Genomic DNA, 26,860 nt, shown 5'->3' with positions numbered 1-26,860 from the left:
TCCTGGACTGGGTTCTGAATAAAGCGGATGAAGAGATTCGAACTCTCGACCCTCTCCTTGGCAAGGAGATGCTCTACCACTGAGCTACATCCGCAGGTGTCGACGCGGGCGTGTCCCTGACGACTTGGAGACTCTGCCTTACGGAGGGACCAATGGTCAATTGCCAAGGGTTCCCACCGCGAATTTCAACGGGAGCCGGCCATCTTCTGACGCAGCTGCTTCACCCGATCGCGCAGGTTGGCCGCTTCTTCGAAATCGAGCTTCTTGGCCGCCTCCTTCATCTTGGCCTCAAGCTGATCGATCAACTCCGGCAGCGCCTCCAGCGCCAGGCCGGCATCAGGATCGTTCTCCAGGGCCTTGGCGGCCTTGCCCACCACCTCCACCAGATCGGCATCGGGCCCATCCTGCTTGAGCTTGCGGCTCAGCTCCAGGAAGCTGAGGATCGAGTTGCTGGCCTTCTTGCCCGCGGCAGTGGGCACCACGCCGTTCTTCTCGTTGTAGGTCTGCTGGATCGCCCGGCGGCGCTCGGTTTCAGAGATGGCCTTGGCCATCGAGTCGGTCATGTTGTCGGCATAGAGCAGCGCCACCCCCTCCACGTGGCGTGCAGCCCGGCCGATGGTCTGGATCAGGGAGCGCTCAGCCCGCAGGAAGCCTTCTTTGTCGGCATCGAGAATCGCCACCAGGCTCACCTCCGGCAGGTCCAGACCTTCCCGCAGCAGGTTCACCCCCACCAGCACGTCGTATTCCCCAAGGCGCAAATCCTGGATGATCTCGATCCGCTCGATCGAGTGGATCTCCGAGTGCAGGTAGCGCACCCGCACCTCGTTCTCCGCCAGGTAGTCGGTGAGGTCTTCCGCCATCCGCTTGGTGAGGGTGGTGACCAGCACCCGCTGGTTCTTAGCCGCCCGATCGCGGATCTCTCCGAGCAGATCGTCCACCTGCCCCGTGGTGGGCCGCACCTCCACCACCGGATCGAGCACCCCGGTGGGGCGGATCACCTGTTCAGCCACCTCACCGCCGCTCACCTCCATCTCCCAGTCGCCCGGGGTGGCTGAAACAAAAACGGTTTGGCGTGCCTTCTCCCAGAACTCGGCCCCCTTCAACGGCCGGTTGTCCGCGGCACTGGGCAGGCGGAAGCCGTGCTCAATCAGCACCTTCTTGCGGGCCTGATCGCCGTTGTACATCGCCTGCAGCTGCGAACAGGTGACGTGGCTCTCATCCACGATCAGCAGCCAGTCGTCCGGGAAGTAATCGATCAGGCACTCCGGCGGAGTGCCCTCTTCGCGGCCGGCCAGATGGCGGGCGTAGTTCTCCACCCCGTTGCAGTAACCCACCTGGCCCAGCATCTCCAGGTCGTACTTGGTGCGCTGCTCCAGCCGCTGGGCTTCCAGCAGCTTGCCTTCGCCGTTGAGCACATCCAGCCGCTCCCGCAGCTCTGAGCGGATGGCGCTGATGGCGGAATCCAGCCGGTCTTTGGGGGTGACGAAGTGCTTGGCCGGGTAGATGTTCACCGCGTCCATGCTCTGCAGGATCTCACCGGTGGTGGGGTCGACGTAACGGATCGCCTCCACCTCGTCGCCGAACAGCTCAATCCGCACCAACCGGTCTTCATAGGCCGGGCCGATCTCCAGCACATCCCCCTTTATCCGGAAACGGCCGCGGGCGATTTCGGTGTCATTGCGGCTGTACTGGTTGTTCACCAGCTCCCGCAGCTGGCTGCGAATGTTGAGGGTCTCGCCCACTTCGAATTTCACCGCCGCCTTGAGGTATTCGCTCGGAATCCCCAGGCCGTAGATGCAGCTGATCGAGGCCACCACGATCACGTCGCGCCGTTCAAACAAAGAGCGCGTCGCCGAGTGGCGCAGCATGTCGATCTCCTCGTTGATCGACGCCGTCTTGGCGATGTAGGTGTCGCTGACCGGTACGTAGGCCTCCGGTTGGTAGTAGTCGTAGTAGGAGATGAAGTACTCAACGGCGTTCTCCGGGAAGAACTCCCGCAGCTCATTGCAGAGCTGGGCCGCCAGGGTTTTGTTGTGCGCCAGCACCAGCGCCGGCCTGCCGGTCTGGGCGATCACGTTGGCCATCGTGAACGTCTTGCCCGTGCCCGTGGCCCCCAGCAGCGTCTGATAGCGCTCACCGCTGTTGACGCCTTTCACCAGCTGCTTGATCGCCGTCGGCTGATCACCCTTCGGCGAATACGGAGCCGTGAGGTCGTAGGCGGGCATGGGTGCGGGGCCAGACGGCGGCCGTCAATTATCGCCGGGGAGCAAGATGAAGTGCTGCGGCTCCCCGACCCGTGACCCCGATCCGGCTGGTTCACCATGCCCCCGGTGCCCCCGGCCTGCGTTGGCTGGGCCTCGGGCCGGATCTGCGCCCCAGTAGGGCCCTGCTCAAGCTGCAACGGCTGTTCGATCGCCACGCCTTCTGGGCCCGCGGCCGCAGCTTTGCTCAGCTGCGGAGGTTGCTGGCCGGTAGCGATGCCGTGGTGAGCCTCTGGCGCGGCAAGCGGCTGGTGGGCTTCGGCCGGGCCACCTCCGATGGCTTCAGCCGGGCCGTGCTCTGGGACATCGTGGTGGCCGGCGATCTGCAGGGCCATGGCCTCGGCCGCCGGGTGATCGAAGAACTGCTCCACACCCCGCCTGTGGTGGGCGTGGAACGGGTGTATCTGATGACCACCAAGAGCGCCGGCTTCTACCGGCAACTGGGCTTCCAGGATGCGAACCCCCAGCAGCTGATGGTGCTGCGCCGCTGAGGCATCTCAATCCGGTCAGGCCCGGTACGATCCGGATCCGTCAGATCAGCAGATGCCCCGGTCCGCGTCCCAGTCCCCTGACGACGCCCTGCAAGGCAATCTGTTCGGGGCGCCTGAGCCGGCCGCACCGACTGCACCCACCAGCGAACCTGAGGCGGCCAGCCACGATCTCAGCGACGACGAGCTCGGCGCCGATGCAGCCGCCAGGCCCCGCCAGCGACAGGCCACGGCAAGCGAGGCCAGCAGCGACTCCCCGGCTGCAAACGATTCCGAACCCAGCAGCGACGAACCGGCCTGGGCCCACCACAGCCAGCTGGACCCGCTGCAGCTCACACCGATGCTGCGCCACTACGTGGAGCTCAAGGCCGCCCATCCCGAGCGGGTCCTGCTCTACCGCCTGGGCGACTTCTTCGAGTGCTTCTTCGAAGACGCGATCGAACTCTCCCGGGTGCTGGAGCTCACCCTCACCGGTAAGGAGGGCGGCAAAGCCATCGGCCGGGTGCCGATGGCGGGCATACCCCACCACGCCGCCGAGCGCTACTGCGCCGAACTGATCAAGCAGGGCTACAGCGTGGCACTTTGCGATCAACTCGAAACCACCCCCACCAAGGGCGCCCTGCTCAAGCGGGACATCACCCGGGTGCTGACCCCTGGCACCGTGTTGGAGGAGGGCATGCTCAGCGCCCGCCGCAACAACTGGCTGGCGGCGGTGGTGGTGGAGCCGGCCCAGGGCAAGCAACCGCTGCGCTGGGGCCTGGCCAGCGCCGATGTGAGCACCGGCGAGGTGCAGGTGATGCAACGGGACGACAGCAGCGCCCTGCACCAGCAGCTGGCCCAGCAGGAGGCCTCCGAACTGCTCTGGGCCGCCGCCCTCGATGCTGAGCGGCCGGCCTGGTGCCCGGAACGGCTGCGGCTGACGCCAATGGCCAGCACCCCCTTCAGCCCTGTGGAGGCGGAGCGCACCCTGCAGCAGCACTACGGCCTCAGCAGCCTCGATGGCCTCGGCCTGCCGGAGCACCCCCTGGCCCTGCAGGCCCTCGGCGGCCTGCTGCGTTACCTGCAGGACACCCAGCCCCTGGAGGAGGACAGCCGCATCCCCCTGGAGGTACCGGCGATCGTGCACCGCGGCGATGCCCTGGTGCTGGATGCCCAGACCCGCCGCAACCTCGAGCTCACCGCCACCCAGCGTGACAACCAGTTGCAGGGGTCCTTGCTCTGGGCCATCGATCGCACCCTCACCGCCATGGGCGGCCGTTGCCTGCGCCGCTGGCTGGAAGCACCGTTGATGGACCGTCAGGCCATTCAGCAGCGCCAGGATCTGGTGAGCACCCTGGTGGATGAGCGCAGCCTGCGGCTGGCGATCCGCCAGCTGCTGCGGCCGATGGGCGACATGGAACGGCTGGCCGGCAGAGCCGGAGCGGGCCATGCCGGTGCCCGTGATCTGGTGGCCATCGCCGATGGCCTGGAACGCTTACCCCAGCTCACCGCTCGGCTGGACTCTGCGATCAGCGCGGGGCCAGAGTGGTTGCAGCAGCTGCTCAGCCCTGATCCAGCACTAGCCGAGCTAGCCCGGACAATTCGCCACAGCCTAGTGGAGGCCCCACCGCTCTCTCTCTCCGAGGGCGACCTGATCCATGACGGCGTCGACCCACTGCTGGATGGGCTGCGCAACCAGCTGGACGATCAGGACGCCTGGCTGAGCCACCAGGAGCAGCAGGAGCGCCAACGCAGTGGCATCAGCACCCTGAAGCTGCAGCACCACCGCACCTTCGGCTATTTCCTGGCGGTGAGCAAAGCCAAGGCCACCGCCGTGCCGGACCACTGGATCCGGCGCCAGACCCTGGCCAATGAGGAACGCTTCATCACCCCTGATCTCAAAGAGCGAGAAGGCCGCATCTTCCAGCTGCGGGCCCGGGCCTGCCAGCGGGAATACGAGCTGTTCTGCCAGCTGCGCGAGCAGGTGGGGGCCATGGCCGCCCCGATCCGCCAGGCGGCCCGTGCCGTTGCTGCCCTCGATGCCCTCACCGGCCTGGCCGATGTGGCCGCCAGCGGTGGCTACTGCGCACCAACCATCACCGACGGCCGGGGGCTGCAGCTGGAGGCCAGCCGCCACCCGGTGGTGGAGCAACGGCTGGTGGAAACCACTTTTACCCCCAATGACGTGCAGCTCGGTGAAGGCACCGATCTGGTGGTGCTCACGGGCCCCAACGCCAGTGGCAAGAGCTGCTATCTACGCCAGATCGGCCTGATCCAGTTGATGGCTCAGATCGGCAGCTGGGTACCGGCCCGCTCCGCCACGGTCGGCATCGCCGATCGGATCTTCACCCGGGTGGGTGCCGTGGATGATCTGGCCGCTGGCCAGTCCACCTTCATGGTGGAGATGGCCGAAACCGCCAACATCCTTCACCACGCCAGCGATCGTTCTCTGGTGCTGCTGGATGAGATCGGGCGGGGCACCGCCACCTTCGATGGCCTCTCGATCGCCTGGGCCGTGAGCGAGCACCTGGCGGGCGACCTAGGCAGCCGCACGGTGTTTGCCACCCACTATCACGAGCTCAACAACCTGGCCGCCGAACGCGACAACGTGGCCAACTTCCAGGCGCTGGTGGAGGAAACCGGTGAAGATCTGGTCTTCCTCCATCAGGTGCAGGCCGGCGGCGCCAGCCGCAGCTACGGCATCGAAGCGGCACGCCTGGCCGGCGTTCCCAAGCCCGTGGTTCAACGGGCCCGCCAGGTGCTCGATCAGTTGGCGGCCTGAAACATCAAGCCGACGGCAAGGCCCGCATCAGGCTGCCCATCTCCAGGGCTTCCAGCCCGTAGCTCCAGCCGAGGTTGCTCTTGATGCCCGCCCGCTCAAGCGCCTGCTGCATCGTGTCGGTAGTCAACACACCGAAGATCACGGGCACGGATGTGTCGCGCGCCACCGCAGCAATGCCCTTGCTGGCCTCCGCCACCACCACATCGAAGTGGGGCGTGTCGCCGCGGATCACCGCCCCCAGGGTGATCAGCACCTGGTACTGACCGGAGCGGGCCATCTGCTGCGCCACGATCGGCAATTCGAACGAACCCGGCACCCAGGCCACGTCCAGCTGGGAGCTGGTTTCCGACACATCCACGCCATGGCGCTTGAGGCAGTCGAGACAGCCGCTCAGCAGTTTGGCGGTGACCAGATCATTGAAACGGGCCACGACGATGCCGACCCGCAGCCCGACTGCGTCAGAGAAACGTCCTTCAAACGTGGCCATTGGGAGGGTGCCGGCTGAATCTCAACCATCGTGGCACCCGCCAGGTTCCCGATGAGGCCTGAGCTCAGACGACGAAGAAGCTCACACCCCAGTTCAACAGCACCAAGGCGACCCAGACGGCACTTCCCAGCAGGATCAGACGGTTGGAGCGGCCGCTGTCTTCGCTGGAGGCATACAGCACAGGCACAGCGACGATCAAGGCGAAGGACGCCACCACCAGGGCCAGAACGGTCAGCGTGTTGATGAACTGCATGGAACTGGAAGTCAGAGTTCGATTTTCACACGAGAGCTGTTGCTCCCGCGAGCGAGCGGAGCACTCTTCACACCATGAAGGGGAAGAGGCCTCCGCTCAGCGCAGATTCAAGTTCAGACGCGGGTCGCGACAGCGCTGCCGAGGGCATCACGCAGACCACGAACAACGGCCACCATCGCCAACTCATCCTGCAGGCGGTTCACGGCAGAACCAACGCCCACACCGGCCGCACCGGCAGCAATGGCCATCGGCAGCGTCACCGCCGACAGACCCGAAGCACACAGAACGGGCACATCGACAGCGCGGCTGATGCTGTGGGCCGCCGCCAGGGTGGGGGCAGCCTTCTCAATCAGGCCTAGGTGGCCAGCACTGAAGGGCTTGGCACTGGTGCCGCCCTCGGTTTGGATCAGATCCGCACCGGCGGCCACCAGATCGATGGCCAGCTGCTCCTGCTCATCCATCGGCAACACGTGGGGCACGGTGACGCTCAAGACCACGTTGGGCAGCAGTTGGCGGGTGCGGCGGGTGAGCTCCAGCACCTCAGCCGCATCAAAGATCCGGCCCTCGGGATAGAAGGCGTCGTAGTTGCCGATCTCCACCATCAGCGCACCGGCTTCCACCGCCGCGGGGAACTGCTCAGGCTCCACCGACGACACGCACACGGGCACACCACCGGAGGCCTCGATCGCCAGACGCACCAGGGCGGGGTCACAGGCCACGTCGATCAGATCAGCACCGCCACGCCCGGCGGCATGGGCGACCCGCTCCACACTGGCGGCATCGAAATTCATCAGGCCAGCGATCACCTTGAGCGCAGAGCGCTGCTCAAGGCTGCGCTGCAGAGAAACGGGCAGCTGCTGAAGACGGGTCATGGGGGACTGGACAGCGATGCCCTGATTCTCACACCGTGGGGGAAACGCACCCCTCCTTTTTGGACTGGACGTCCTGGCATGACCGCCTGCACCGGCGCCTGCTGATGCAGCCGCAGCTGCTGCCCCAGGGCAGCTCCCTGCTGCTGGCGGTGTCCGGCGGACAGGACTCCATGGCTCTGCTGGCGTTGCTGCAGGATCTGGCGCCCTTGCATGGCTGGAGCCTGAGCCTCTGGCACGGCGACCACCGCTGGCACGACAACTCCAGCCGAATCGCCGCGGAACTGAGCAGCTGGTGCCAGCAGCGGCAGCTCCCCCTGCTGGTGGACCAGGCAGCGGCTGGAGACATGCCCAGCGAAGCCAAGGCCCGGCAGTGGCGTTACGAACGACTGGAACAACGGGGCCGCCAAGCAGGCGCCGATGTGGTGACGGGCCACACCGCCAGCGACCGGGCCGAAACGATGTTGCTGCAGCTTGCCCGCGGCAGCAACCTGGCCGGCCTGGCGGCCCTGCCCAGCGTCCGCCCGCTCAGCCCGGAAGGGCCCCTCCTGCGCCGGCCGCTGCTGCACCTGCAGCGCCACGACACCCTCCAGATCTGCCGGGACCTGGCCCTGCCGATCTGGGAGGACCCCAGCAACAAATCCCCTGCCTTCGCCCGCAACCGGATCCGCCAGGAGGTACTGCCGGTGCTGGAGGCGTTGCATCCAGGCAGCACGCAGCGAATGAGCGATCTGGCCGAACGGGTGTCCCAAGTGCGGGACAGTCAGACGGAACTCAGCCGGATGGCCCTGAAGTTTCTGCAAACCGCTGCCGGCCTGGACCGCCGCGGCCTGGGGGCGTTGAGCTCAGCCAGCCGCCGCCTGCTGCTGGCGCAGTGGCTGCTGCAGCAGGGGGTGCCAGCCCTGCCGGCCAGCCAGCTGGACGAGCTCAGCAGGCGACTGGAAGGGGGTGCCCCCGGCGGTGCGGCCGACCTTGCCGGGGGCTGGCAACTCAGCTGGAAAGGGGCGGAGCTGGTGCTGCAGCAGCGCGCAGCAGAGCGTTGACCGCCGCGGCCACCAGACCCGCTCCACCCCTGCTGCTCTCCAAACGGATCTGGGCCAGGCCACTGGCCGCCAGATGCTTCTTGCTTTCGGCAACCCCCACAAAACCCACCGGCATGCCGATCACCAGGCTGGGGGCTGGAGCACCGGCGGCCACCTGCTGCAACAGCACCTCAAGGGCGGTTGGCGCACTACCGATCAGCACCACCGGAGCCGGTGAGTCCAGCGCGAGCGCGCGCCAGGCCTGCTCCATGCCCGCCGCCGTGCGCGTTGAACCCGCCGGCGCCGCCTTAGGTGCCCACTCCAGCACCGTGTGCACCGCACTGCCGAGGGTGCGTTGGGCCATCGGGGCCACCGCCGCCGCCGCCATCGCGGTGTCCGTCAGGATCGGCGCCCCCTGCTTCAGCGCTGCCAAACCCTGCTCACAGGCCCCCTCGCTGAACCGCAGCAGTGTTCCCAACGAGAGATCACCGCTGCTGTGCACCAGCCGTTCCAGCACCTGCTGTTGCAGCGACGGCAGGCCCGTGTCCCCCAGTGCCGCCCGGATCCGCCGGATGCTTTCGGTGAAGATCGGGTGGTCCTGGGCCATCCACGCCATCATCGACCCATGCCGATCCATCTGCTCTGGGGTGATGACGCCGCTGCGCGGGACCGGGCCATCGATGCCCTGATCGGCAAGGTTGTCGACCCCAGCTGGAGCAGCCTCAACCTCAGCCGCCTGGATGGGGCCGACGCTGGTCAGGCCCTGCAGGCCCTCGAGGAGGCCCGCACCCCTCCCTTCGCCACGGGCGAACGGCTGGTGCTGCTGCAGCGCAGTCCGTTCTGCAATGGCTGCACCAGTGAGCTGGCTGACCGGTTTGAGGCTGCCCTCGAGCTCATCCCCGACAGCAGCCACCTGGTGCTGGTGAACCCGGCCAAACCCGATGGTCGCCTGCGCACCACCAAAGCCCTGCAGAAACGGATCAAAAGCGGGCTCGATCAGGAGCAGAGCTTTCCACTGCCGGCCGCCTGGGATGGCAACGGCCAGCGCCAGCTGGTGCAACGCACGGCCGAAGCCCTGGGCCTCAAGGTGGAGCCGGATGCCATCGATGCCCTGGTGGAGGCCATCGGCACCGACAGCGCCCGACTGGAATCGGAACTGCGCAAGCTTTCCCTGCGGGACACCAGCATTTCCGCTGCACGGGTGCAGGAGCTGGTGGGAGGACGCTCCACCAACGCCCTGGCCGTGGGCGATGCCCTGCTGGAGGGCAACCCCGGCGAGGCGATCGCCCGCTGGGATGCCCTGATCGAAGCCGGGGAACCAGCCCTGCGCATCGTGGCCACCCTCACCGGTCAGATCCGCGGCTGGCTCTGGGTGAGACTGCTTGAACAGCAGGGGGAACGGGATGTGGCGGTGATCGCCAAAGCCGCTGGGATCGGCAACCCCAAGCGCATCTACGTGATGCGCAAGCAGTTGCAGGGCCGCCCGCCCAAGCGCTTCCTTTCGCTGCTGGGCCGTCTCCTGGAGGTGGAGGCCCGTCTGAAACGCGGCGCTCAACCGGGCGACGCCTTCCGCGACGGCCTGCTGGGCTGATTGCTGCCCGCCAGGTGAGAAAATCCAGCGTTGCTGAAGCCCGGTCCATGGCCCTCCTGGTGCAGAAATTCGGGGGCACCTCCGTCGGCAGCGTGGAACGCATCAAGGCGGTGGCTGATCGGATCGGACGTTGCCGTGAAGAAGGGCACGACGTGGTCGTTGTGGTCTCCGCCATGGGCCACACCACCGATGAATTAACGGGTCTGGCCAACGCCATCACCTCTGCCCCCACCCAGCGGGAGATGGACATGCTGTTGGCCAGTGGCGAACAGGTGTCGATCGCCTTGCTGGCGATGGCCTTGAACGCCCAGGGGGTCAGTGCGACATCGATGACCGGTCCACAGGTGGGCATCGCCACGGAATCCACCCATGGCCGGGCCCGGATCCTTGGGATTCGCACCGACCGAATCCGCAACCGCCTCGCAGCTGGCCAGGTGGTGGTGGTTGCTGGTTTCCAAGGCACCAGCACCAGCAGCGATGGCCTCAACGAAATCACCACCCTCGGGCGCGGAGGCTCCGACACTTCTGCTGTCGCCCTGGCGGCGGCCCTGGGTGCCGATGCCTGCGAGATCTACACCGACGTTCCGGGTGTGCTCAGCACCGATCCACGCAAGGTGTCCGATGCCCAGCTGATGGAGACGATCAGCTGCGACGAAATGCTGGAACTCGCCAGCCTTGGGGCCTCCGTGCTGCATCCCAGGGCCGTTGAGATTGCCCGCAACTACGGCGTAAACCTTGTGGTGCGCTCCAGCTGGAGCGATGCCCCCGGCACCCGAATCACCAGCCGTTCAGCCCGTCCGATCAGCAGCAGTGGCCTGGAGCTCGGCAGTCCTGTGGATGGGATGGAGGAAGTGGACGGACAGGCCGTGCTCGCCCTCTCCCAGATTCCCGATCAGCCTGGGATTGCCGCACGACTGTTTGAAACCCTCTCTGAGGCAGGAATCAATGTGGACCTGATCATTCAGGCCACCCACGAGGGCAGCAGCAACGACATCACCTTCACGGTGGCGGAAGCGGATCTCGAGCTGGCCCGCGCTGTCTGCCAGAAGGTGCTGGACCAACTGGGCGGCGATCTGGCGTCCGAAGCAGGACTGACGAAGCTCAGCATCAGCGGGGCCGGCATCATGGGACGCCCTGGAATTGCCGCCGGCCTGTTCAACTGCCTGTGTCAGCAGGGCATCAACCTGCGCCTGATCGCCACCAGTGAGGTGAAGGTGAGCTGCGTGATCGACTCCGGCGCCGGCAGCAAAGCGGTTCAAGCCGTGCAAGAGGCCTTCGCCCTGGAGGACTCGCAAATCCGCATCAATCCCACCGACAACGGCAGCGGGGAACCAGAAGTGCGCGGCGTCGCCCTGGACCGCGACCAAGTGCAACTGAGTGTTCGCCACGTGCCCGATCGACCCGGCACCGCAGCGGCGCTGTGTTCAGCCCTGGCAGACAACAGCATCAGCCTCGATGCGATCGTTCAATCGGAACGTCAGCACAGCGACGGATCGCGGGACATCACCTTCATCCTGCGCAAGGACGACCGTACCCGCGCCGATGTAGCCCTGGCCCCCCTGCTGGCCCAGTGGCCCGGTGCCGCTCTGGAGGATGGTGAGGCCATTGCCCGGGTGAGTGCTGTGGGCGCTGGGATGCCGGCAACGCCAGGGACGGCGGGGCGCATGTTCCGCGCACTGGCGGATGCGGGCATCAACATCGGCCTGATCGCCACCAGCGAAATCAGAACCAGCTGTGTGGTGGCCGAAGATGCTGGCGTCAAGGCGCTCCAGGTGGTGCACGCCGGGTTCGGGCTGGCAGGTGAAGAACGTCACACCGCCCAAGGCACGGCTTCACCGCACGACCCCGACTAACGGTCTACAACGGGGGGACTGGCCCCCCAACGCGTGGACGCCGATTTCGAGCAGCACTACCAAGCCGCGGAACGGGCCTATGGCCTCGGGGAGTACGCCGAGGCCCATGCCATCGCCTCGGCGTTGTGGGGTCAACTTGAAAGCGCATCGAAGGACCACGACCCCAGCCTCGTCTTGGGCTGGCGGGCGGTGGTGTCGCTGCTTTTGGGTCACATCCAGCTGCATGGTCTCCAGCAACCGGAGCAAGCCGCCGTCGCCTACGAACGGGTGCTGGAGGGTGACGTGGACGCCACCATCGCCGCCCTGGCGGAACAGGGGCTAAAGCGCTGCCGATCAGAACAGATCGCCAGCGAAGCAGACATGACACCCGCAACCAATGGCGCCATCCCAGACCTGCTGAAGGATCCCTTCCTGAGCACCGATCCCGATCAGGCCAGGCCAGCACCGGCTGATGTGGTCACCGCAATGCCGTGGTTGTCCAGTGAGGAGGAACCCCGAGCCATGCAGTCGCCGGATCCCTCTCCCACGGCGACTTCTGTGCCAGATCCTGTCCCAAGCCCAGAGCCAACGCTGAGCCCGGAAGCCAATTCAGACGTCGAGGTCGAGATGGCGAACCAGGAACAAGCACGCAGCGAAGAAGAGCCACCCCTCGACGCCGTCGAACCCGCACCCCAGGAGCCTGCGGCCACGAAGCTTTTGGAGAACTCATGGCTCCGCGTTCAACTCCAGCCCGACATCAAAATCCCCACCGACTCCGTGGAGCCGATGGGGCTGATCAACAGGATCAAAGGGGTCTTCGCCCGATCAGCTGGCCGCTGAACGACGACGACGGGTGCGGCCAGCAGGCATGTCCGGCTCCGGGGAAGCCGGTGCTGCCTTTTCAGCCACCGGTTGAGGAGCCACTTTCTCCACCACTGCGGTTGCCGCAGCGGCACGGACGGGGGCCGGTGTTGCCGAGCCAGACCGGCCGTTGCCCTGGTTGTTCCGCACCGGAGCGGGGGTTCCGCCGCCACCGCCGTTGCGACGGCCATAGGGAGAGCCACCGCCACGACCACCGCGACCGCGGGGAGCCGGACGGTCATCGGGCTCAGCATCGGCACGGCCCTTGTAGACCGGTGTGCCGCCAGGGGCCGGCTGCACCAGGCAAAGGATTAGCGGCTCCACCTGCAGTTCACGGCGCATCCGGCGGCCAAGGCCCACCTCCACTTCTCGCTGCACACCCATCCAGTCCACCTCCGGTGCTTTGCCACCGGTGTTGCGGCAGAGCTGCTTCCAGCGGTTTTCGAGCACCCACTTGATTTCACGCTCCACCCACAACGACATCTTGCGGGCATCAGCTGTGGTGACCACACCCCGCAGGTTCACCCGCGGCGGAGCCACCATGGCGCCATCGGTGCTGATGGCGGCGAGGATCGTCACCACGCCGTCTTCGGCCAGCTGCTGACGTTCCTTCAGCACCCGAGCATCGACGATGCCATTGCGGGATTGATCCAGCAGCTCGATGCCCGCCTTCACCGCATTGCCCTTGCGGATCGAATCCTGGGTGAGCTCCACCACATCACCGTTATCGATGATCAGGGTGTTGTCGACCGGAACCCCCATCGAATGGCCGGTGCGGGAGTGCTGCACCAGCATCCGGTGCTCACCGTGCACCGGCACGAAGAACTTGGGCCGGGTGAGGGCCAGCATCAGTTTCTGGTCTTCCTGGAAGCCATGGCCGGAGACATGGATGCCTTCGCCCTTGCCGTAAACGACCTTGGCGCCCAGCATCATCAGCTTGTCGATGGTGTTGACCACGGAAATCGTGTTTCCCGGGATCGGGCTGGCCGAGAAGATGATCGTGTCGGTGGTCTTCACCTTCACCTGGGGATGCTCACCACGGGAGATGCGGCTCAGGGCGGCCAGCGGCTCACCCTGGCTGCCGGTCATCAGCAGCAGGGTTTCGCGATCGGGCACATCGTTGATCTGCTTGATCGGCACAAACAGTTCATCCGGCGCGCGCATGTAGCCCAGTTCCCGCGCCTTGGCGATCACATTGAGCATCGAGCGGCCCAGCAGCCCCACCTTGCGGCCGTTCTTCAGGGCCAGCTCCAGAATCATCGACACGCGATGAATCGAGCTGGCGAAGGTGGTGACGATCACCCGGCCTTCGGCATTGGCGATGTGGCGATCCAGGTTGGGGAACACCGAGCGCTCCGGCGGGCAGAAGCCAGGAACCTCGGAGTTGGTGGAATCGCTGAACAGACAGAGAACGCCCTTGTCACCGTGGTGGGCGAGACGGGCCATATCGAAGTTTTCGCCGTCGACCGGGGTGTGGTCGAACTTGAAGTCACCCGTGAAAATGATGGTTCCCACCGGTGTGGAGATGGCCAGCGAGAAGCTGTCGGCCATCGAGTGGGTGTTGCGAATGAACTCCACGGAGAAGTGCTGACCCACCTTCACCACATCGCGCGGACCGACGGTCTGCAGGGTGGTGCGGTCGCGGACACCGGCCTCATCCATCTTGCCGGTGAGCATCGAAAGGGCCAGCCGCGGCCCGTAGATCACCGGAATGTTGAAGTGCTTGAGATGGTGGGCGATGCCACCGATGTGGTCTTCATGACCATGGGTGACGATCATGCCGCGGATCCGCTTCTGGTTCTCGCGCAAGAAGCTGGTGTCGGGCAGCACCACATTCACCCCGTGCATGCCGTCGCTGGGGAAGGCCAGACCGGCATCCACCAGCATCAGGTCATCGCCGTACTCGAACACACAGGTGTTCTTGCCGATCTCGTGGAGACCACCCAGGGGAATCACCCGAAGGCAGGGCTCCTGACCCTTGCTGGATCGCGCGTTGTTGGCCATGAAAACGATGTGTAAAGAACAGGTTGCGTAAGCCGATAAGCCGGACCGGGCTAGGTCTGACGGAGGGCGGCCATGGCGTTGGAAAGCGAACGTTTCATGTCGTCAGAGAGGGGACAGAGGGGCGGACGAGGCGCACCGACAGACCAGCCATTGAGTTCCAGGGCTGCCTTGACGGGAATCGGATTGGTGGTGGCGAACAGGGCCTTGAACAGAGGAATCAACGCGTCGTGCAGGGCGAGTGCGGAGGCACCATCGCCGTTCAGATAGGCCTCGATCATGGCGCGGATCTCAGGGCCCGCCACATGGCTGCCCACACTCACCACGCCCACGGCACCCACCGCAAGCATCGGCAGGGTGAGGCCGTCGTCACCGCTGTAGATCGCCAACTGCGGACCGCAGGCCAGCCGCAAGGCCGTGACCTCTTCCGTGGTGCCGCTGGCGGCCTTGAAACTCACCACGTTGGGGCAGTCCATCAGCCGGGCCACCGTGGCCGGGGCGATGCTGCAGCCGGTGCGGCCAGGGATGTTGTACAGCATCAGTGGCAGCTCAGGAGCCGCTTCCGCGATGGCCCGGAAATGGGCTTCCAGGCCCTCCTGAGGAGGCTTGTTGTAGTAGGGCACCACAACGAGAGCGCCATCGGCGCCGGCCGCCGCCGCTTCCTTGGTGGCCTCCACCGCTTCGGCCGTGCAGTTGCTGCCCGTGCCCGCCAACACCTTGGCGTTATCGCCTACGGCATCACGCACTGCCTGAAGAAGCTGCAACTGCTCGTCCCAGCTGAGGGTCGGCGATTCACCGGTGGTGCCGCAAACCAGCAATCCATCGGAGCCCTGATCCACGAGGTGACGGGCCAGGTTTGCGGCAACGCTGAGATCCACAGCACCGCTGGCATCAAAGGGGGTCACCATCGCGGTGACCACACGGCCGAAAGGCGTTGGCGAGAGGGTGGCGGCCTGAGTCATCACTTCTCGATCAACAGTTCTGCGATCTGAACAGCGTTAAGCGCTGCTCCCTTGCGGATCTGGTCCCCACACAGCCAGAGCTCCAGAGCATTGGCATCGCTGATGTCCTGCCGGATCCGCCCGATCGCCACCGGATCGCGACCGGTCACATCCGTCGGCATCGGGAAACGGTTCGCCGCCGGGTCGTCAATCAACTCCACACCGGGGGCCGCCGCCAACAACTCACGTGCCTCATCAACCGGGAAGGGAGACTCGAACTCGATGTTCACCGCTTCGGAATGGGCCCGCAGCACGGGCACCCGCACGCAGGTGGCGGTGAAGCGCAGAGCCGGCAGACCCATGATTTTGCGGGTCTCGTTCACCATCTTCATCTCCTCCTCGCAATAGCCGTTGGCTTGCAGGGGAGAGTTGTGCAGAAAGAGGTTGAACGCCAGGGAGTAAGGCAGCACCTCTCCCTTCGGAGTGCCGCCATCCAGCACCGTCTGCGACAGGTTTTTCAGCTCTTCCATGGCCCGGGCGCCTGCACCACTGGCGGATTGGTAGGTGCTCACCACCACCCGGCGCATCGCCCGCTTGGCCGCCAAAGGAGCCAAAGCGAGGGTAAGCAGGATCGTGGTGCAATTCGGATTGGCGATCACGCCCCTGTGGGCGAAGGCCGCATCGGGATTGACCTCAGGCACCACCAGCGGCACACCCTCCTCCATCCGGAAGGCACTGGAGTTATCCACCATCACCGCACCGGCGGCGGTGATCGCCTCGCGCCACTGCTTGGAAACAGAACCACCGGCTGACGCCAGCACCAGGTCGACCCCTTCAAAGGATTGGGCCGAAACCTCTTCCACCGTGAGGGTGCGGCCATTCCAGCTTTGAGTTTGGCCAGCCGAACGGGCCGACGCCAGCAACTTCAGCTCGCCAACGGGGAAACGGCGCTCTTCAAGCAGCAGCAGTAGTTCCTGGCCAACAGCACCGCTGGCACCGAGAACTGCAACGTTGAGAGGGCGATTGGGATGGGTCGAAGACAAGCGGTGGAGTGAACGATCTGAACGAAAACCTGTCGTTTTTCAGATCCGACATCACTGCGTAGAGAACGTGATGCCGATCAAGCGACGCGATCAGCTTACCGATCCAGCCTGAATTCACCCGTTGCATAAAGTGCTGGGCTGCCCTTTCCCTTCCCCCATGAGCGCTGCAGCCCTGAAGGTGACCACCGAAGCCCGCCCCAGCAGCCGCCTGGCGGTGACGGTCACCGTTCCCGGGGAGCGTTGCAAGACGAGTTACGAAGACGCCATCACCAGCCTCAGCCGCAGCATCAACCTGCCGGGCTTCCGCAAAGGCAAGGTGCCGCGCACGGTGCTGGTGCAGCAGCTGGGAGGCGTGCGGATCAAAGCCACGGCTCTGGAAAAGCTGATCGATAACGCCTGGCGTGACGCCATCCAGCAGGAATCGCTGGAACCGATCAGTCAGCCTGATCTGAGCAGTGGTTTCGACGGTCTGCTGGAGAGCTTTGAGCCCGGCAAGGAACTCACCTTCACCCTGGAAGCAGACGTCGCCCCGACGCCGAAGCTGAAAACCACCAAGGGCCTGAAGGCGGAATTCGAAACCGTCGCCTACGACGCCTCACGGGTCGACGCGATGCTTGAGGACTCCCGCAAGCAGATGGCCACGGTCGTTCCGGTGGAAGGTCGTGCCGCCAAGAACGGCGACATCGCTGTGCTCGGCTTCAAAGGCACCTACAGCGATGACGGCAGCGAGATCGAGGGCGGTAGCGCCGATTCGATGGATGTGGACCTGGAAAACGGCCGGATGATCCCCGGCTTCATCGAAGGGGTCATCGGCATGAAGGTCGGCGAGACCAAAACCGTGGATTGCCAGTTCCCTGACGACTACCCGAAGGAGGACGCCCGCGGACGTAAGGCCGCCTTCGAGATCGAGCTGAAGGACCTCAAGACCCGCGAACTGCCCGAGCTGGACGACGAATTCGCCAAGCAGGCCAGCGAGCAGGAGACCCTGGCAGACCTGCGCAAAGATCTGGAGCAGCGGCTCAAGGACGACGCCGAACGCCGTCAGACCAGCAACCGACGCGATGCCCTCGTCGCCGCCCTGGTGGAGCAGCTGGAGGTGGAGCTGCCGGAAGCCCTGATCCAACAGGAAAGCCGCAACCTGCTGGAGCAGACCGCAGCCCAGTTCGCCCAGCAGGGCATGGATGTGAAATCACTGTTTACTCCCGATCTGGTGCGCAACCTGATGCAGAACTCCCGCCCTGAGGCCGAAGAGCGTCTGCGCCGCAGTTTTGCCCTCACCGCCCTGGCTGAAGCGGAGGACATCAAGCTCGACGACAAGGATGTGGACGCCAAGATCAAGGAGGTAAAGAAGGAGCTCTCCGCCGACGCCAAGATCGATCCCGAGCGCCTGCGTCAGGCCGTGATGGATGACCTGATGCAGGATCGTCTGATGGGCTGGCTCGAGGAGAACAGCACCCTCACCGAAAAGGCACCGGCTGGGGATGACAGCAAGCCTGCCGCCAAGAAAAAGCCCGCCGCCAAGAAGACCGCGGCCACAAGCAAGTCCAAGGCGGACGCCAAGGACTGAGCAACGCCCATAGATTGACCCAACTTCACCGCAGACCGATCGCGTGATCGACGCCCGCAGTCACCACCCCATCCAGAACCGCTGGCGGGCCGCCATGCCCGTCTCGGCACCGGGCCCTCTGCCCACGGTTGTGGAACAGTCCGGTCGCGGCGACCGCGCCTTCGACATCTACTCCCGCCTGCTGCGGGAGCGAATCATCTTCCTCGGCACCGGCGTGGATGACGCCGTTGCCGATGCTCTGGTAGCTCAGATGCTGTTCCTCGAAGCCGAGGATCCCGAAAAGGACATTCAGATCTACATCAACTCACCAGGCGGTTCCGTCACCGCTGGTTTGGCGATCTACGACACGATGCAGCAGGTCGCCCCTGACGTGGTGACCATTTGCTACGGCCTCGCCGCCAGCATGGGTGCCTTCCTGCTTTCCGGAGGCACCAAAGGCAAGCGTCTTGCTCTGCCGAATGCCCGGATCATGATTCACCAACCCCTCGGTGGCGCCCAGGGGCAGGCGGTGGACATCGAGATCCAGGCGAAGGAAATCCTGTATCTCAAGGAAACCCTGAACGGGTTGATGGCGGAACACACCGGTCAGCCGCTCGACAAGATCTCGGAAGACACCGACCGCGACTACTTCCTTTCTCCGGCAGAAGCGGTTGAATACGGCCTGATCGATCGCGTGGTGGACAGTTCCGGGGACGGAGGAATCATTACGGAGGGCTGACAGACGCCCTTCCGTTCTCGATCCTGTGTGTTCAGGGAGACCCCATCGGTTGATTCCTGAGTTGTTCTCCTGCGTGGTGCCCAGCGTTCGATGGCCAAGTTCGACGCCCATCTGAAGTGTTCGTTCTGTGGGAAATCCCAGGACCAGGTGCGGAAGCTGATCGCCGGACCTGGCGTTTACATCTGCGACGAATGCATCGATCTCTGCAACGAGATCCTGGATGAAGAGCTGGTGGATGGGCAGGGCAACCCACGCCACAACCATGAGCCGAGCCGAAAGGCCACCCCAGCCGCCCGCAAGAGCAGCAAGCCGGCCCCGACCCTGGCTTCCATTCCAAGGCCGCAGGACATCAAGAGCTTCTTGGACCAGCAGGTGGTCGGCCAGGACGCGGCCAAGAAGGTGATGTCGGTGGCGGTCTACAACCACTACAAACGTCTGGCCTGGCAGGGGGATGGCCAGGGTGAAACCGAGGAAACAGCAACCCGGCTGCACAAGAGCAACATCCTGCTGATCGGACCCACCGGCTGCGGCAAGACGCTGTTGGCCCAGACCCTGGCCGAAATGCTGGACGTGCCCTTCGCCGTGGCTGATGCCACCACCCTCACCGAAGCGGGCTACGTGGGTGAGGACGTGGAAAACATCCTGCTGCGGCTGCTGCAGAAGGCCGACATGGATGTGGACCAGGCCCAGCGGGGGATCATCTACATCGATGAAATCGACAAGATCGCCCGCAAGAGCGAGAACCCCTCAATCACGAGGGATGTATCCGGCGAAGGTGTGCAGCAGGCCCTGCTGAAAATGCTGGAGGGCACGGTGGCCAACGTGCCGCCCCAGGGCGGACGCAAGCACCCTTATCAGGACTGCATCCAGATCGACACCAGCCAGATCCTGTTCATCTGCGGTGGTGCCTTCGTCGGTCTGGACGACGTGGTGCAGAAACGCATGGGCCGCAATGCCATCGGCTTCATGCCCAGCGACGGCCGTGGACGCAGCCGCGCCAACCGCGACCTTCAGGCCGCCCAAGTGCTGCGGCACCTGGAGCCGGATGATCTGGTGCGCTACGGCCTGATCCCCGAATTCATCGGCCGGATGCCTGTGAGCGCCGTGCTGGAGCCCCTGGACGAAAGCGCCCTGCAATCGATCCTCACGGAGCCCCGCGATGCTCTGGTGAAGCAGTTCCGCACCCTGCTGAGCATGGACAACGTGCAACTGCAGTTCGCCGATGACGCCATCGAGGCGATTGCCCAGGAGGCTCACCGGCGCAAGACCGGGGCCCGCGCCCTGCGCGGCATCGTTGAGGAGCTGATGCTGGACCTGATGTACGACCTGCCATCGCAGACATCGGTGAAGGAGTTCACCGTCACCCGGGCGATGGTGGAAGAACATACCGGTGGCAAGGTGCTGCCCCTGCCTGGCACGGAACAGCAAAAGACCGCCTGAAGTCTTGGCTGCCGCTGACCACCTGGAGGTGCCGCGGCAGCACGGCCTGTTCAACCATCACGGCATCGACCTCGGCGACGGAACCGTCGCTCACTATCTGGAAGGGCGTGAAATCCTGCGCAGCCCCTTGGAGGAGTTCTGCAAGGGACAACCGTTGCGGGTGATCAACTACGTCGAGGCATCTCCGCAGGGTGTGACCCTGCGCCGGGCCATGGGGCGCCTGGGGGAACAGCACTACAACCTGCTGTTCAACAACTGCGAGCACTTCGCCACCTGGTGCAAAACCGGACGTCATCGCAGTGGCCAGGTGGACTCCGTGCTGGAGCGCGCCCGCCACTGGAGCGGGCTGATGCCTTCGGCGCTGATGCGGGGCCTGGAGCTCCTGGTGCAACGGGGCCTGCTCGATGACGACGCCCGTGCCATGGCCAGGCGGGGTGTGGAGAAGCTGGAACGCCTGCGCCTCTCGCTGCTGCACAAGTTGGAGGGTCTGCTGGAACGGGCGGGCGAGGGACCCGATCGCCGGCTGTTGCTCACGGGCCAGAGCCTGGCCGATGAACTGGCCGCCGTCGAAGACCTGCAACAGCGGATTGATGCCCTGCTCCAGCAGCACCCCGCCCTTCCAGGCTCCGAATCCTCTGAGTAATCTCCTCTTAACGCTCGCGGCGCATGAGTTCGGCCTACCAGCCGCTGCATCACAAATACCGGCCCCAGCGCTTTGATCAGCTGGTAGGGCAGGAGGCGATCGCCGCCACCCTGGGCCACGCCCTCACCAGCAATCGGATTGCACCGGCCTATCTGTTCAGTGGCCCGCGCGGCACCGGCAAAACCTCCAGCGCCCGCATCCTGGCCCGCTCGCTCAATTGCCTGAACAGCGAGGGGCCCACCCCAGAACCCTGCGGCACCTGCGAGCTCTGCACCACGATCGCCGCCGGCACCGCCCTCGATGTGATCGAGATCGATGCGGCCTCCAACACCGGCGTCGACAACATCCGCGAGCTGATCGAACGCTCCCGCTTCGCCCCGGTGCAGGCCCGCTGGAAGGTGTACGTGGTGGACGAGTGCCACATGCTCTCCACCGCAGCGTTCAACGCCCTGCTGAAAACCCTGGAGGAGCCACCGCCGCAGGTGGTGTTCGTGCTCGCCACCACCGACCCGCAACGGGTGCTGCCGACGATCTTGAGCCGTTGTCAACGCTTTGATTTCAGGCGCATTCCTCTGGATGCCCTCAACAAGCATCTGAGCTGGATCGCCGAACAGGAAGCGATCGAAATCAAGCCTGAGGCCATTCATGTGGTGGCCCAGCGTTCCCAGGGAGGCCTGCGGGACGCGGAAAGCCTGCTGGATCAGCTGAGCCTGCTGCCGCCGCCGATCGAAGCCGCTGCGGTGTGGGATCTGCTGGGGGCCGTTCCCGAACAGGAGCTTTTGGAACTGGTGGGGGCCATGAGCAGCGCCGAACCTGTGCAGCTGCTGGAGGCCACCCGCAACCTGCTGGACCGAGGCCGGGATCCCGGGGCCGTGCTGCAGGGTCTAGCCGGAATGCTGCGGGATCTGGTGTTGATGGCGGCCGCTCCAGACCGACTGGAACTCGCCAGCGTTTCGCCCCAGTTCCGCGAGCAGCTGCCCGACCTCGCCAAGGCCATCGGCCGGGCCCGTTTGCTGCAATGGCAGGCCCAACTGCGCGGCACCGAGCAACAACTGCGCCAAAGCGTGCAGCCGCGCCTGTGGCTGGAAGTGCTGCTTTTGGGGTTGCTGGCGGAACCGGTGGCAGCTCAGAGCGCAGCCGCAGCTCCGGCCCCAAGACAACCAGCAACAACGCAGCCGGCAGCAGCAAGCCCACCGACAACACCAGTCGCCCCTCCTGCTCCCACGGCTTCCGCCGCAGCCCCTGCAATCGAGGCGCCTACCCCCAGCCCAAAACCTGCCCCCGCCCCAGCTCCATCGCCGGAACTGCCGACGGTCTCCACCCCTGCACCGGCAGCCAGCACCAACCTGCCCGAGCTATGGCAACAGATCCTTGGCAGCCTTGAACTGCCTTCCACCCGGATGCTGCTGTCGCAGCAGGCCCAACTGGTGCGCCTGGATGCCAACCGCGCCGTTGTTCAAGTGGCAGGCAACTGGATGGGGATGGTTCAGAGCCGGTCATCCCTGCTGGAACAGGCCGTGGCCAAAGCGCTTGGAGGCTCGAGGCAGCTGGTGCTGGAGGCCAGCAACAGCGCCATGCCAACTCCGCTGGCAACAGCCCCGGTCACAACTCCATCGATCACTCCACCACCAAGCGCGCCAACACCAGTCGCAACAACACCGGCGCCGATCCCGGCCCCCCCAGCAACACCAGCACCAGCACCAGCACCGGCCGTTGCACCGGAACTGCCGCGCACCCAACCCGAGCCGATCGAGCCGAAACCAACTCCACCCACAGCCGAATCCAGCCCTCAACCAGGCCCGCCGTCAGGCCTGGATCGTCAGGCCCGCAACCTGGCGGACTTCTTCAATGGTCAGGTGCTCGACGTTGATGAGATCAATTGATGCGATCAGTTGATGGATTCCGCTGACGTCAGAACGAACCAAAGGGAGTGGCGGCAGGGTCGTACCCAATCACCTCCTGTTCACTCAGCGTGACGTAGCAAATGGCTTGGCGCCCCGCCCAGGAATAAGCCACATGCAGCTCACCGGGCTGCCCCTCGATCAGGGTTGGGTAGGCCAGTTGCCCATTGAGGTCCCAATTCATCGGCCCACAGAAGCCGAAACCGGTATCGATGTCGCGAATCCACGGCCAATTCAGGCCGTCGTCATCGCTAATGGCAATCGACAACGGCCATCGGGTTCGGGGCCAACGGGCTTCCCCCACTCCAGCGGCTCCCCCGACTCGGCCGGATCAGGCGCAAAGCCAAAGCGGTTGAAAATCATCGCCAATCGCGCGCTCGCCAAACGACAGGCCTGGATGGAGCTGTTGTTGTTGGGGGGCTGAGTGGGCTCCGGAGCTGACCAGGTATGGCCGTCATCTGAACTCACACTTCGGTAGATCTGATCCGCGAGGCGACTGCGAAAGAACTGGATCATTTGCTCGCCATCGCGCGAGGCAACGACGGAGCCATGCACCCTGCCAGTGCTGTCTGGAATGCCAAACGGCTTGTCCAGACACTGACCAGACGGATCCAAACGCACCATCTCGCTGTGGTCATGACCAAAGGCCCCGTCCGCTTCCAGGCTGCGGTAGATCGGCAACAACCACTGGCCGTTTTCCAGGGGATAGGGGGGATTTCGGCAGAAGGCGGGATCGTCAAACAGGTCAACGGGAGTCGACCATGCCTCGGCCGACCAGGTCTCAGATTCGGAAGGATCGAGGCCGTCCAGCGCCAGCCACTGATGCCGGAGCACAGCTGTCCACTGCATGGAAAAGCTGCTGGATGCGTCGACAGCAGCGCGATCCTCTGGATCGCGAACCAATTGGGCCGAATGAATCAGGTGCAAACAACCGTCAGAGACGAACAGCAAGGGGTTCTGCTCCGACCGCTCCTAATCTCGGGAAATCCGCTGCGGTTCCGACCAACCTCCGCCCTCAGCCCCCAATAGAGACAGAAACACCGACATCCCAGCGGTGCCCTCTCCACTGCCTGCCATCCAGACACAGCCCAACAGATCGGGCCGGATCCAACACAACTGGGGCACATGGTTTTGGTCCCCCATCGACTCCAGCAACGCCCAAGCCCCCAGCTCAAAGGGGGTGACAAGAACCTGGCCCCAAGCCAAATCCTCAAAGCGATCCTCCGCCTGATCGAACAACGAAAAGGGCGGAGCCATCAGGCCTGGACGGGCTGGTCCTGACCATGGCTGGTTTTGGCCCAGACCAGGCGTTTGGGGAGCAGTGACATCCGCAATGTCACCCAGGGAATCACCACAAACCAATGGCCCAGGTAGGCAATTGCGACAAGGAGATTGGACAAGCTCGCTGAGGGAATCGCCGGCCCCTCACTGCCATCGCTACATCCACGCCAATAGGCCAGACCCGACACGCTGAACGCCACCAAAGACAAGGGCCAGTAGACCGGCACGCTTTGGGTGATCAGAGCCGTGCCCAGATCAGCGAAGGACACCACCGGCAAGGCGTACTGGAGCAGAAAAAAGGCCGTCAGATCCCAGCGCTGGCGAAGACTCAACTGCGCTGAGGTGAGCACCGGCCAGTAATCGAAGAAGCGTTGCAGGCCACCTTCCGCCCAGCGCTGCCGTTGTTTCCACAAGGCCTGAAGACCGGGTACCGCCTCTTCCTGGACCGGAGGGTCCCACAACAATCCAACCAAAGCTCCGTGGGTCAGAAGACGAAAGCTGAGATCCAGGTCATCGGTGACGGTGTCTTCATTGAAACCACCACTGGACTCGAGCACGGAGCGTTTGATCAGCTGTCCGTTCCCCCGCAGTTCGGCCACGCCTGCATTGGCGAGGCGGCCTGACTGGATCACCGCATCCAGAGCCATTTCCATCGCCTGGGATCGGGTCAACCAATTGCGATCGGCATCAATCACGGCCTTGCGCAGCTGCACCGCCGACCAACCACCATCCAGGGCGTAGGGGACAAGACGCTCGAGCAGGTCATCCTGCAACTGAGCATCCGCGTCAAGCACCAGCAGCCAGTCACCCTTGAGCCGGCTCAAGGCTGTGTTGAGGGCACCCGACTTGCCACCACCGGCATTGCGCTGGCGATGGATCACATTGAGTGCCGGGTGCCGGGTGGCCAGATCGTCGAGCAACGCAGGCGTCCGATCAAGACTGCCGTCGTCGATCACCCAAGTGGTGAGTTGGCCGGACGGATAACGAAGAGATGTGAGCCGTTCCACCAAGCGCGGCACCACCGCCTCTTCATCGCGGGCCGCCACCACCACATCGAGGCTGGGAAGTTTGGCCGGATCGATCGCTGGTACGGACTCCGATGACCCACGCGTCAGCTGCCCACGCATGACAGAACGGAGGCCATAGCCCCCAAGCATCAAGGCAAGGCTGATGGCAGGCCAGAGCGAACGGGCGGGGTCCAACCAGTGGGGAGCGGCACCAGCACATCCACAGGCGAACAGGAACGCTGCCGATTTCACCCGACGGTGATCACCCGATATAGCGTTCGAGCTCATCCAGCTGCCCAGGTGGGAAGGACTTTAAGGGGACTGCACCAGTGTTGAGAGTGGGCCGTAGACAGTCCCTGGGTAGTAATGGCTCAGGATCCGCTCCACGGGCCAGCCACGCCAGGCCAGATTAATGGCTCCAGCCTGCGACAAACCGGCCCCATGGCCAAAGCCACCACCCAACACCAACCAGCGTTCGGCCCCCTGAGGCTCCAAGACGAACAGGGTGCTGGGCAGGATGCGAAGGGTGCGACGAATGGCATCCAACTTGAGGATGACCGGAACGGCGTCGCTGCTGCCTGAAATCTGCAAGGCCAGCACCCGGCCGCTTGCACCCCGCTCCAGCACCTTCAATTGCAAAGGCGAAACCAGCGGGTCTGCGGCGGCTCCGAGGGCCTGACGCAAGGTCGGACCCGAAAGGATTCGGGTCCAGCGGAAGCGGGGATGGCGCTGGCCATAGGCCCCGCTGCGATCCGCCAGCAACGCTTCCACCGCCTTGCGCTGCTGCAGGGGCAAGGGATGACGGTTGCTCCAGCCCTCATCCCCATCCGGCTTCGCACGCAAATACGTGGTGGGCTGCATGGCCCAGGCTTCCGGACCGGCAGCCATGACCCCGCCATTGGTGGCGTGATACACCGCGCTGATTGGCCGGTTGTTCAGGCTGAGCAACTTGCCCTGGGTGGCCGCAATCGCCTCACGCACAGCTGCTCCCGCATGGCGGGGATCGCTATAGACCTGGCACTGCGTGTCGCTGCAGAGGTGATAGCCATCGATGTTGAAGCGATGGCTGTTGGCCAGAGCCCAGGTGCGCGCCAGAACGGTCTGAGCCTGCAACGCCGCCATCGGTGAACCCGCACCGATCTCGTGGGGCACCACTCCCTCGAGGTAGCGCTCCACCGCCACCTGCTCCACCAGCGTCCAGCTGCCGTAGGCATCCTGTTGCAACCGGAAGGGCCCCTCAAAACGTCCACCAGCCCAGAGCAACCCATCCGAGGCCTCAATCAGAAGAGGGCCCTGCAGGGGGCGTCCACCCTCCGACGTCTGCAACACCGGTTCGACGCTGCTGGTGACGGTGCCTTGCCAATCACGCACCGCCAGACCGTCGGGAACAGGCGAACCCTCCGGCGCCCACACCTCCCACTCCTTGGGATGGGCCACCTCGGCCGCAACCCCCAAAGCACGCCAACGGGAGGCGACACGATCCGCCGACTCAAAGCTGGCGTAGGGACCTGCAATCCGGCGAGCCAACTTGAGCGGACGGGCCTTAGCAACACTGCGCCAGCTGATCACGAACCCTGAATCAATGCCTTGCTCCCCGGTGGCATCGCGAAGGCTGAGCGAGCCAGCAAAGGCCCGCAAATTCAAAGGAGCTGCTGTTTCCGCAGCACCGAGATGATCCGCCAAGGCCACCCAGAGCACCGGTTCATGACCTTCAACCCGCGGTGGGTCAGCGACGGAACGGTGCGTCGCCCGCTGAACCGGTTCCACCAGAGTGGGCTCAGTCACAGTGGGTTGGAGAGAATCAGCCTGCTCACGGGCGCGGCAGCCCAGTCCCATGCAGAGCAGCAATGTGAGCGTCAGGAGCCGAATCATTCAGCGGGGGGCACGTCGGGA

General features: G+C 64.7%; 24 protein-coding genes and 1 tRNA gene. 11 read left to right on the top strand and 14 right to left on the bottom strand.

Annotated features, from left to right (window positions below; translation table 11 throughout):
* Positions 1-22: 22 nt before the first annotated feature.
* Positions 23-94: transfer RNA gene (locus SynTAK9802_RS00415), tRNA-Gly, on the bottom strand.
* Positions 95-185: 91 nt separating this feature from the next.
* Entirely contained in the window at positions 186-2,225 is a 2,040-nt protein-coding gene (uvrB, locus tag SynTAK9802_RS00410) for an excinuclease ABC subunit UvrB (RefSeq protein WP_186496681.1), read from the bottom strand.
* 71 nt (positions 2,226-2,296) lie between these two features.
* On the opposite strand from uvrB, the gene SynTAK9802_RS00405 reads away from it, so the two are divergent.
* Both SynTAK9802_RS00405 and mutS read left to right on the top strand, forming a co-directional pair.
* Complete coding sequence (locus tag SynTAK9802_RS00405) at positions 2,297-2,752, top strand: GNAT family N-acetyltransferase (protein WP_115009672.1); 456 nt, start codon at positions 2,297-2,299, stop codon at positions 2,750-2,752.
* A 52-nt stretch (positions 2,753-2,804) separates the two neighbouring features.
* The gene (gene mutS / locus SynTAK9802_RS00400) at positions 2,805-5,510 is read left to right on the top strand and encodes a DNA mismatch repair protein MutS (protein ID WP_186496680.1); all 2,706 of its coding nucleotides are present in this window, start codon (positions 2,805-2,807) and stop codon (positions 5,508-5,510) included.
* Between the two features lie 4 nt (positions 5,511-5,514).
* Here the strand turns inward: mutS and ribH are convergent, their stop codons facing one another.
* From ribH to SynTAK9802_RS00385, 3 genes are all read right to left on the bottom strand, one after another.
* Complete coding sequence (ribH, locus tag SynTAK9802_RS00395; RefSeq protein ID WP_186496679.1) at positions 5,515-5,997, bottom strand: 6,7-dimethyl-8-ribityllumazine synthase; 483 nt, start codon at positions 5,995-5,997, stop codon at positions 5,515-5,517.
* 64 nt (positions 5,998-6,061) lie between these two features.
* Entirely contained in the window at positions 6,062-6,250 is a 189-nt protein-coding gene (gene psbZ / locus SynTAK9802_RS00390; protein ID WP_006850156.1) for a photosystem II reaction center protein PsbZ, read from the bottom strand.
* Positions 6,251-6,363: 113 nt separating this feature from the next.
* Positions 6,364-7,122 carry a DUF561 domain-containing protein gene (locus SynTAK9802_RS00385; RefSeq protein ID WP_186496678.1) on the bottom strand — a complete coding sequence of 253 codons (759 nt, stop codon included), beginning with the start codon at positions 7,120-7,122 and terminating at the stop codon, positions 6,364-6,366.
* Between the two features lie 35 nt (positions 7,123-7,157).
* On the opposite strand from SynTAK9802_RS00385, the gene tilS reads away from it, so the two are divergent.
* Entirely contained in the window at positions 7,158-8,162 is a 1,005-nt protein-coding gene (tilS, locus tag SynTAK9802_RS00380; RefSeq protein ID WP_255487788.1) for a tRNA lysidine(34) synthetase TilS, read from the top strand.
* On the opposite strand, the gene SynTAK9802_RS00375 is transcribed toward tilS, so the two are convergent.
* Entirely contained in the window at positions 8,110-8,757 is a 648-nt protein-coding gene (locus tag SynTAK9802_RS00375) for a precorrin-8X methylmutase (protein ID WP_186497906.1), read from the bottom strand. The two genes, tilS and SynTAK9802_RS00375, sit on opposite strands and share 53 nt — an antisense overlap.
* Positions 8,758-8,766: 9 nt before the next feature.
* Here SynTAK9802_RS00375 and holA point away from each other — a divergent pair, with 9 nt between their 5' ends.
* From holA to SynTAK9802_RS00360, 3 genes are read left to right on the top strand one after another with little or no spacing between them, the layout of a single operon-like run.
* A complete protein-coding gene (gene holA, locus SynTAK9802_RS00370; protein WP_186496676.1) occupies positions 8,767-9,732 on the top strand; it encodes a DNA polymerase III subunit delta in 966 nt (321 codons plus the stop codon).
* Positions 9,733-9,779: 47 nt separating this feature from the next.
* The gene (locus tag SynTAK9802_RS00365; protein ID WP_186496674.1) at positions 9,780-11,585 is read left to right on the top strand and encodes an aspartate kinase; all 1,806 of its coding nucleotides are present in this window, start codon (positions 9,780-9,782) and stop codon (positions 11,583-11,585) included.
* A 33-nt stretch (positions 11,586-11,618) separates the two neighbouring features.
* The gene (locus SynTAK9802_RS00360; RefSeq protein ID WP_186496672.1) at positions 11,619-12,404 is read left to right on the top strand and encodes a hypothetical protein; all 786 of its coding nucleotides are present in this window, start codon (positions 11,619-11,621) and stop codon (positions 12,402-12,404) included.
* Here SynTAK9802_RS00360 and SynTAK9802_RS00355 read toward each other — a convergent pair.
* Genes SynTAK9802_RS00355 through SynTAK9802_RS00345 form a run of 3 tightly spaced genes read right to left on the bottom strand, consistent with a single transcriptional unit; the run spans position 12,390 to position 16,410 of the window.
* Complete coding sequence (locus tag SynTAK9802_RS00355; RefSeq protein WP_186496670.1) at positions 12,390-14,429, bottom strand: ribonuclease J; 2,040 nt, start codon at positions 14,427-14,429, stop codon at positions 12,390-12,392. The two genes, SynTAK9802_RS00360 and SynTAK9802_RS00355, sit on opposite strands and share 15 nt — an antisense overlap.
* Positions 14,430-14,479: 50 nt before the next feature.
* The gene (gene dapA / locus SynTAK9802_RS00350; RefSeq protein ID WP_186496668.1) at positions 14,480-15,388 is read right to left on the bottom strand and encodes a 4-hydroxy-tetrahydrodipicolinate synthase; all 909 of its coding nucleotides are present in this window, start codon (positions 15,386-15,388) and stop codon (positions 14,480-14,482) included.
* Positions 15,388-16,410, bottom strand: a complete 1,023-nt coding sequence (locus tag SynTAK9802_RS00345; protein WP_186496667.1) for an aspartate-semialdehyde dehydrogenase — start codon at positions 16,408-16,410, stop codon at positions 15,388-15,390. The genes dapA and SynTAK9802_RS00345 overlap by 1 nt, the downstream gene beginning before the upstream one ends.
* A gap of 157 nt (positions 16,411-16,567) precedes the next feature.
* Here SynTAK9802_RS00345 and tig point away from each other — a divergent pair, with 157 nt between their 5' ends.
* The 5 genes from tig (at position 16,568) to SynTAK9802_RS00320 (ending at position 22,661) form a co-directional block, all read left to right on the top strand.
* The gene (gene tig, locus SynTAK9802_RS00340) at positions 16,568-17,977 is read left to right on the top strand and encodes a trigger factor (RefSeq protein WP_186496662.1); all 1,410 of its coding nucleotides are present in this window, start codon (positions 16,568-16,570) and stop codon (positions 17,975-17,977) included.
* 43 nt (positions 17,978-18,020) lie between these two features.
* Positions 18,021-18,695: an ATP-dependent Clp endopeptidase proteolytic subunit ClpP gene (clpP, locus tag SynTAK9802_RS00335; protein WP_186494226.1), complete on the top strand. Its 675-nt coding sequence runs from the start codon at positions 18,021-18,023 to the stop codon at positions 18,693-18,695.
* A 90-nt stretch (positions 18,696-18,785) separates the two neighbouring features.
* On the top strand, positions 18,786-20,135 hold the full coding sequence (gene clpX / locus SynTAK9802_RS00330; protein ID WP_186496661.1) for an ATP-dependent protease ATP-binding subunit ClpX: 1,350 nt from the start codon (positions 18,786-18,788) through the stop codon (positions 20,133-20,135).
* Between the two features lie 4 nt (positions 20,136-20,139).
* Positions 20,140-20,778: a lecithin retinol acyltransferase family protein gene (locus tag SynTAK9802_RS00325; RefSeq protein WP_186496660.1), complete on the top strand. Its 639-nt coding sequence runs from the start codon at positions 20,140-20,142 to the stop codon at positions 20,776-20,778.
* A 23-nt stretch (positions 20,779-20,801) separates the two neighbouring features.
* Positions 20,802-22,661 carry a DNA polymerase III subunit gamma/tau gene (locus SynTAK9802_RS00320; protein WP_186496659.1) on the top strand — a complete coding sequence of 620 codons (1,860 nt, stop codon included), beginning with the start codon at positions 20,802-20,804 and terminating at the stop codon, positions 22,659-22,661.
* Positions 22,662-22,689: 28 nt separating this feature from the next.
* Here the strand turns inward: SynTAK9802_RS00320 and SynTAK9802_RS12480 are convergent, their stop codons facing one another.
* The 5 genes from SynTAK9802_RS12480 to SynTAK9802_RS00305 are packed head-to-tail and all read right to left on the bottom strand — an operon-like array spanning position 22,690 to position 26,839.
* Positions 22,690-22,947, bottom strand: coding sequence for a sialidase family protein (locus SynTAK9802_RS12480; protein ID WP_255487787.1), 258 nt, complete (start codon positions 22,945-22,947; stop codon positions 22,690-22,692).
* Positions 22,914-23,630, bottom strand: a complete 717-nt coding sequence (locus tag SynTAK9802_RS12475; RefSeq protein ID WP_255487786.1) for an exo-alpha-sialidase — start codon at positions 23,628-23,630, stop codon at positions 22,914-22,916. The genes SynTAK9802_RS12480 and SynTAK9802_RS12475 overlap by 34 nt, the downstream gene beginning before the upstream one ends.
* A gap of 21 nt (positions 23,631-23,651) precedes the next feature.
* The gene (locus tag SynTAK9802_RS12470) at positions 23,652-23,936 is read right to left on the bottom strand and encodes an exo-alpha-sialidase (protein ID WP_255487785.1); all 285 of its coding nucleotides are present in this window, start codon (positions 23,934-23,936) and stop codon (positions 23,652-23,654) included.
* Complete coding sequence (locus SynTAK9802_RS00310) at positions 23,936-25,255, bottom strand: glycosyltransferase family 2 protein (RefSeq protein ID WP_186496658.1); 1,320 nt, start codon at positions 25,253-25,255, stop codon at positions 23,936-23,938. Before SynTAK9802_RS00310 ends, SynTAK9802_RS12470 begins: the two co-directional genes overlap by 1 nt.
* A 24-nt stretch (positions 25,256-25,279) precedes the next feature.
* Complete coding sequence (locus SynTAK9802_RS00305) at positions 25,280-26,839, bottom strand: SpoIID/LytB domain-containing protein (protein ID WP_186496657.1); 1,560 nt, start codon at positions 26,837-26,839, stop codon at positions 25,280-25,282.
* Positions 26,840-26,860 lie beyond the last annotated feature (21 nt).

This window comes from Synechococcus sp. TAK9802 (assembly GCF_014279535.1).
Taxonomy (GTDB): Bacteria; Cyanobacteriota; Cyanobacteriia; order PCC-6307; family Cyanobiaceae; genus Parasynechococcus.
This window is presented reverse-complemented; position numbering and strand designations above follow the sequence as displayed.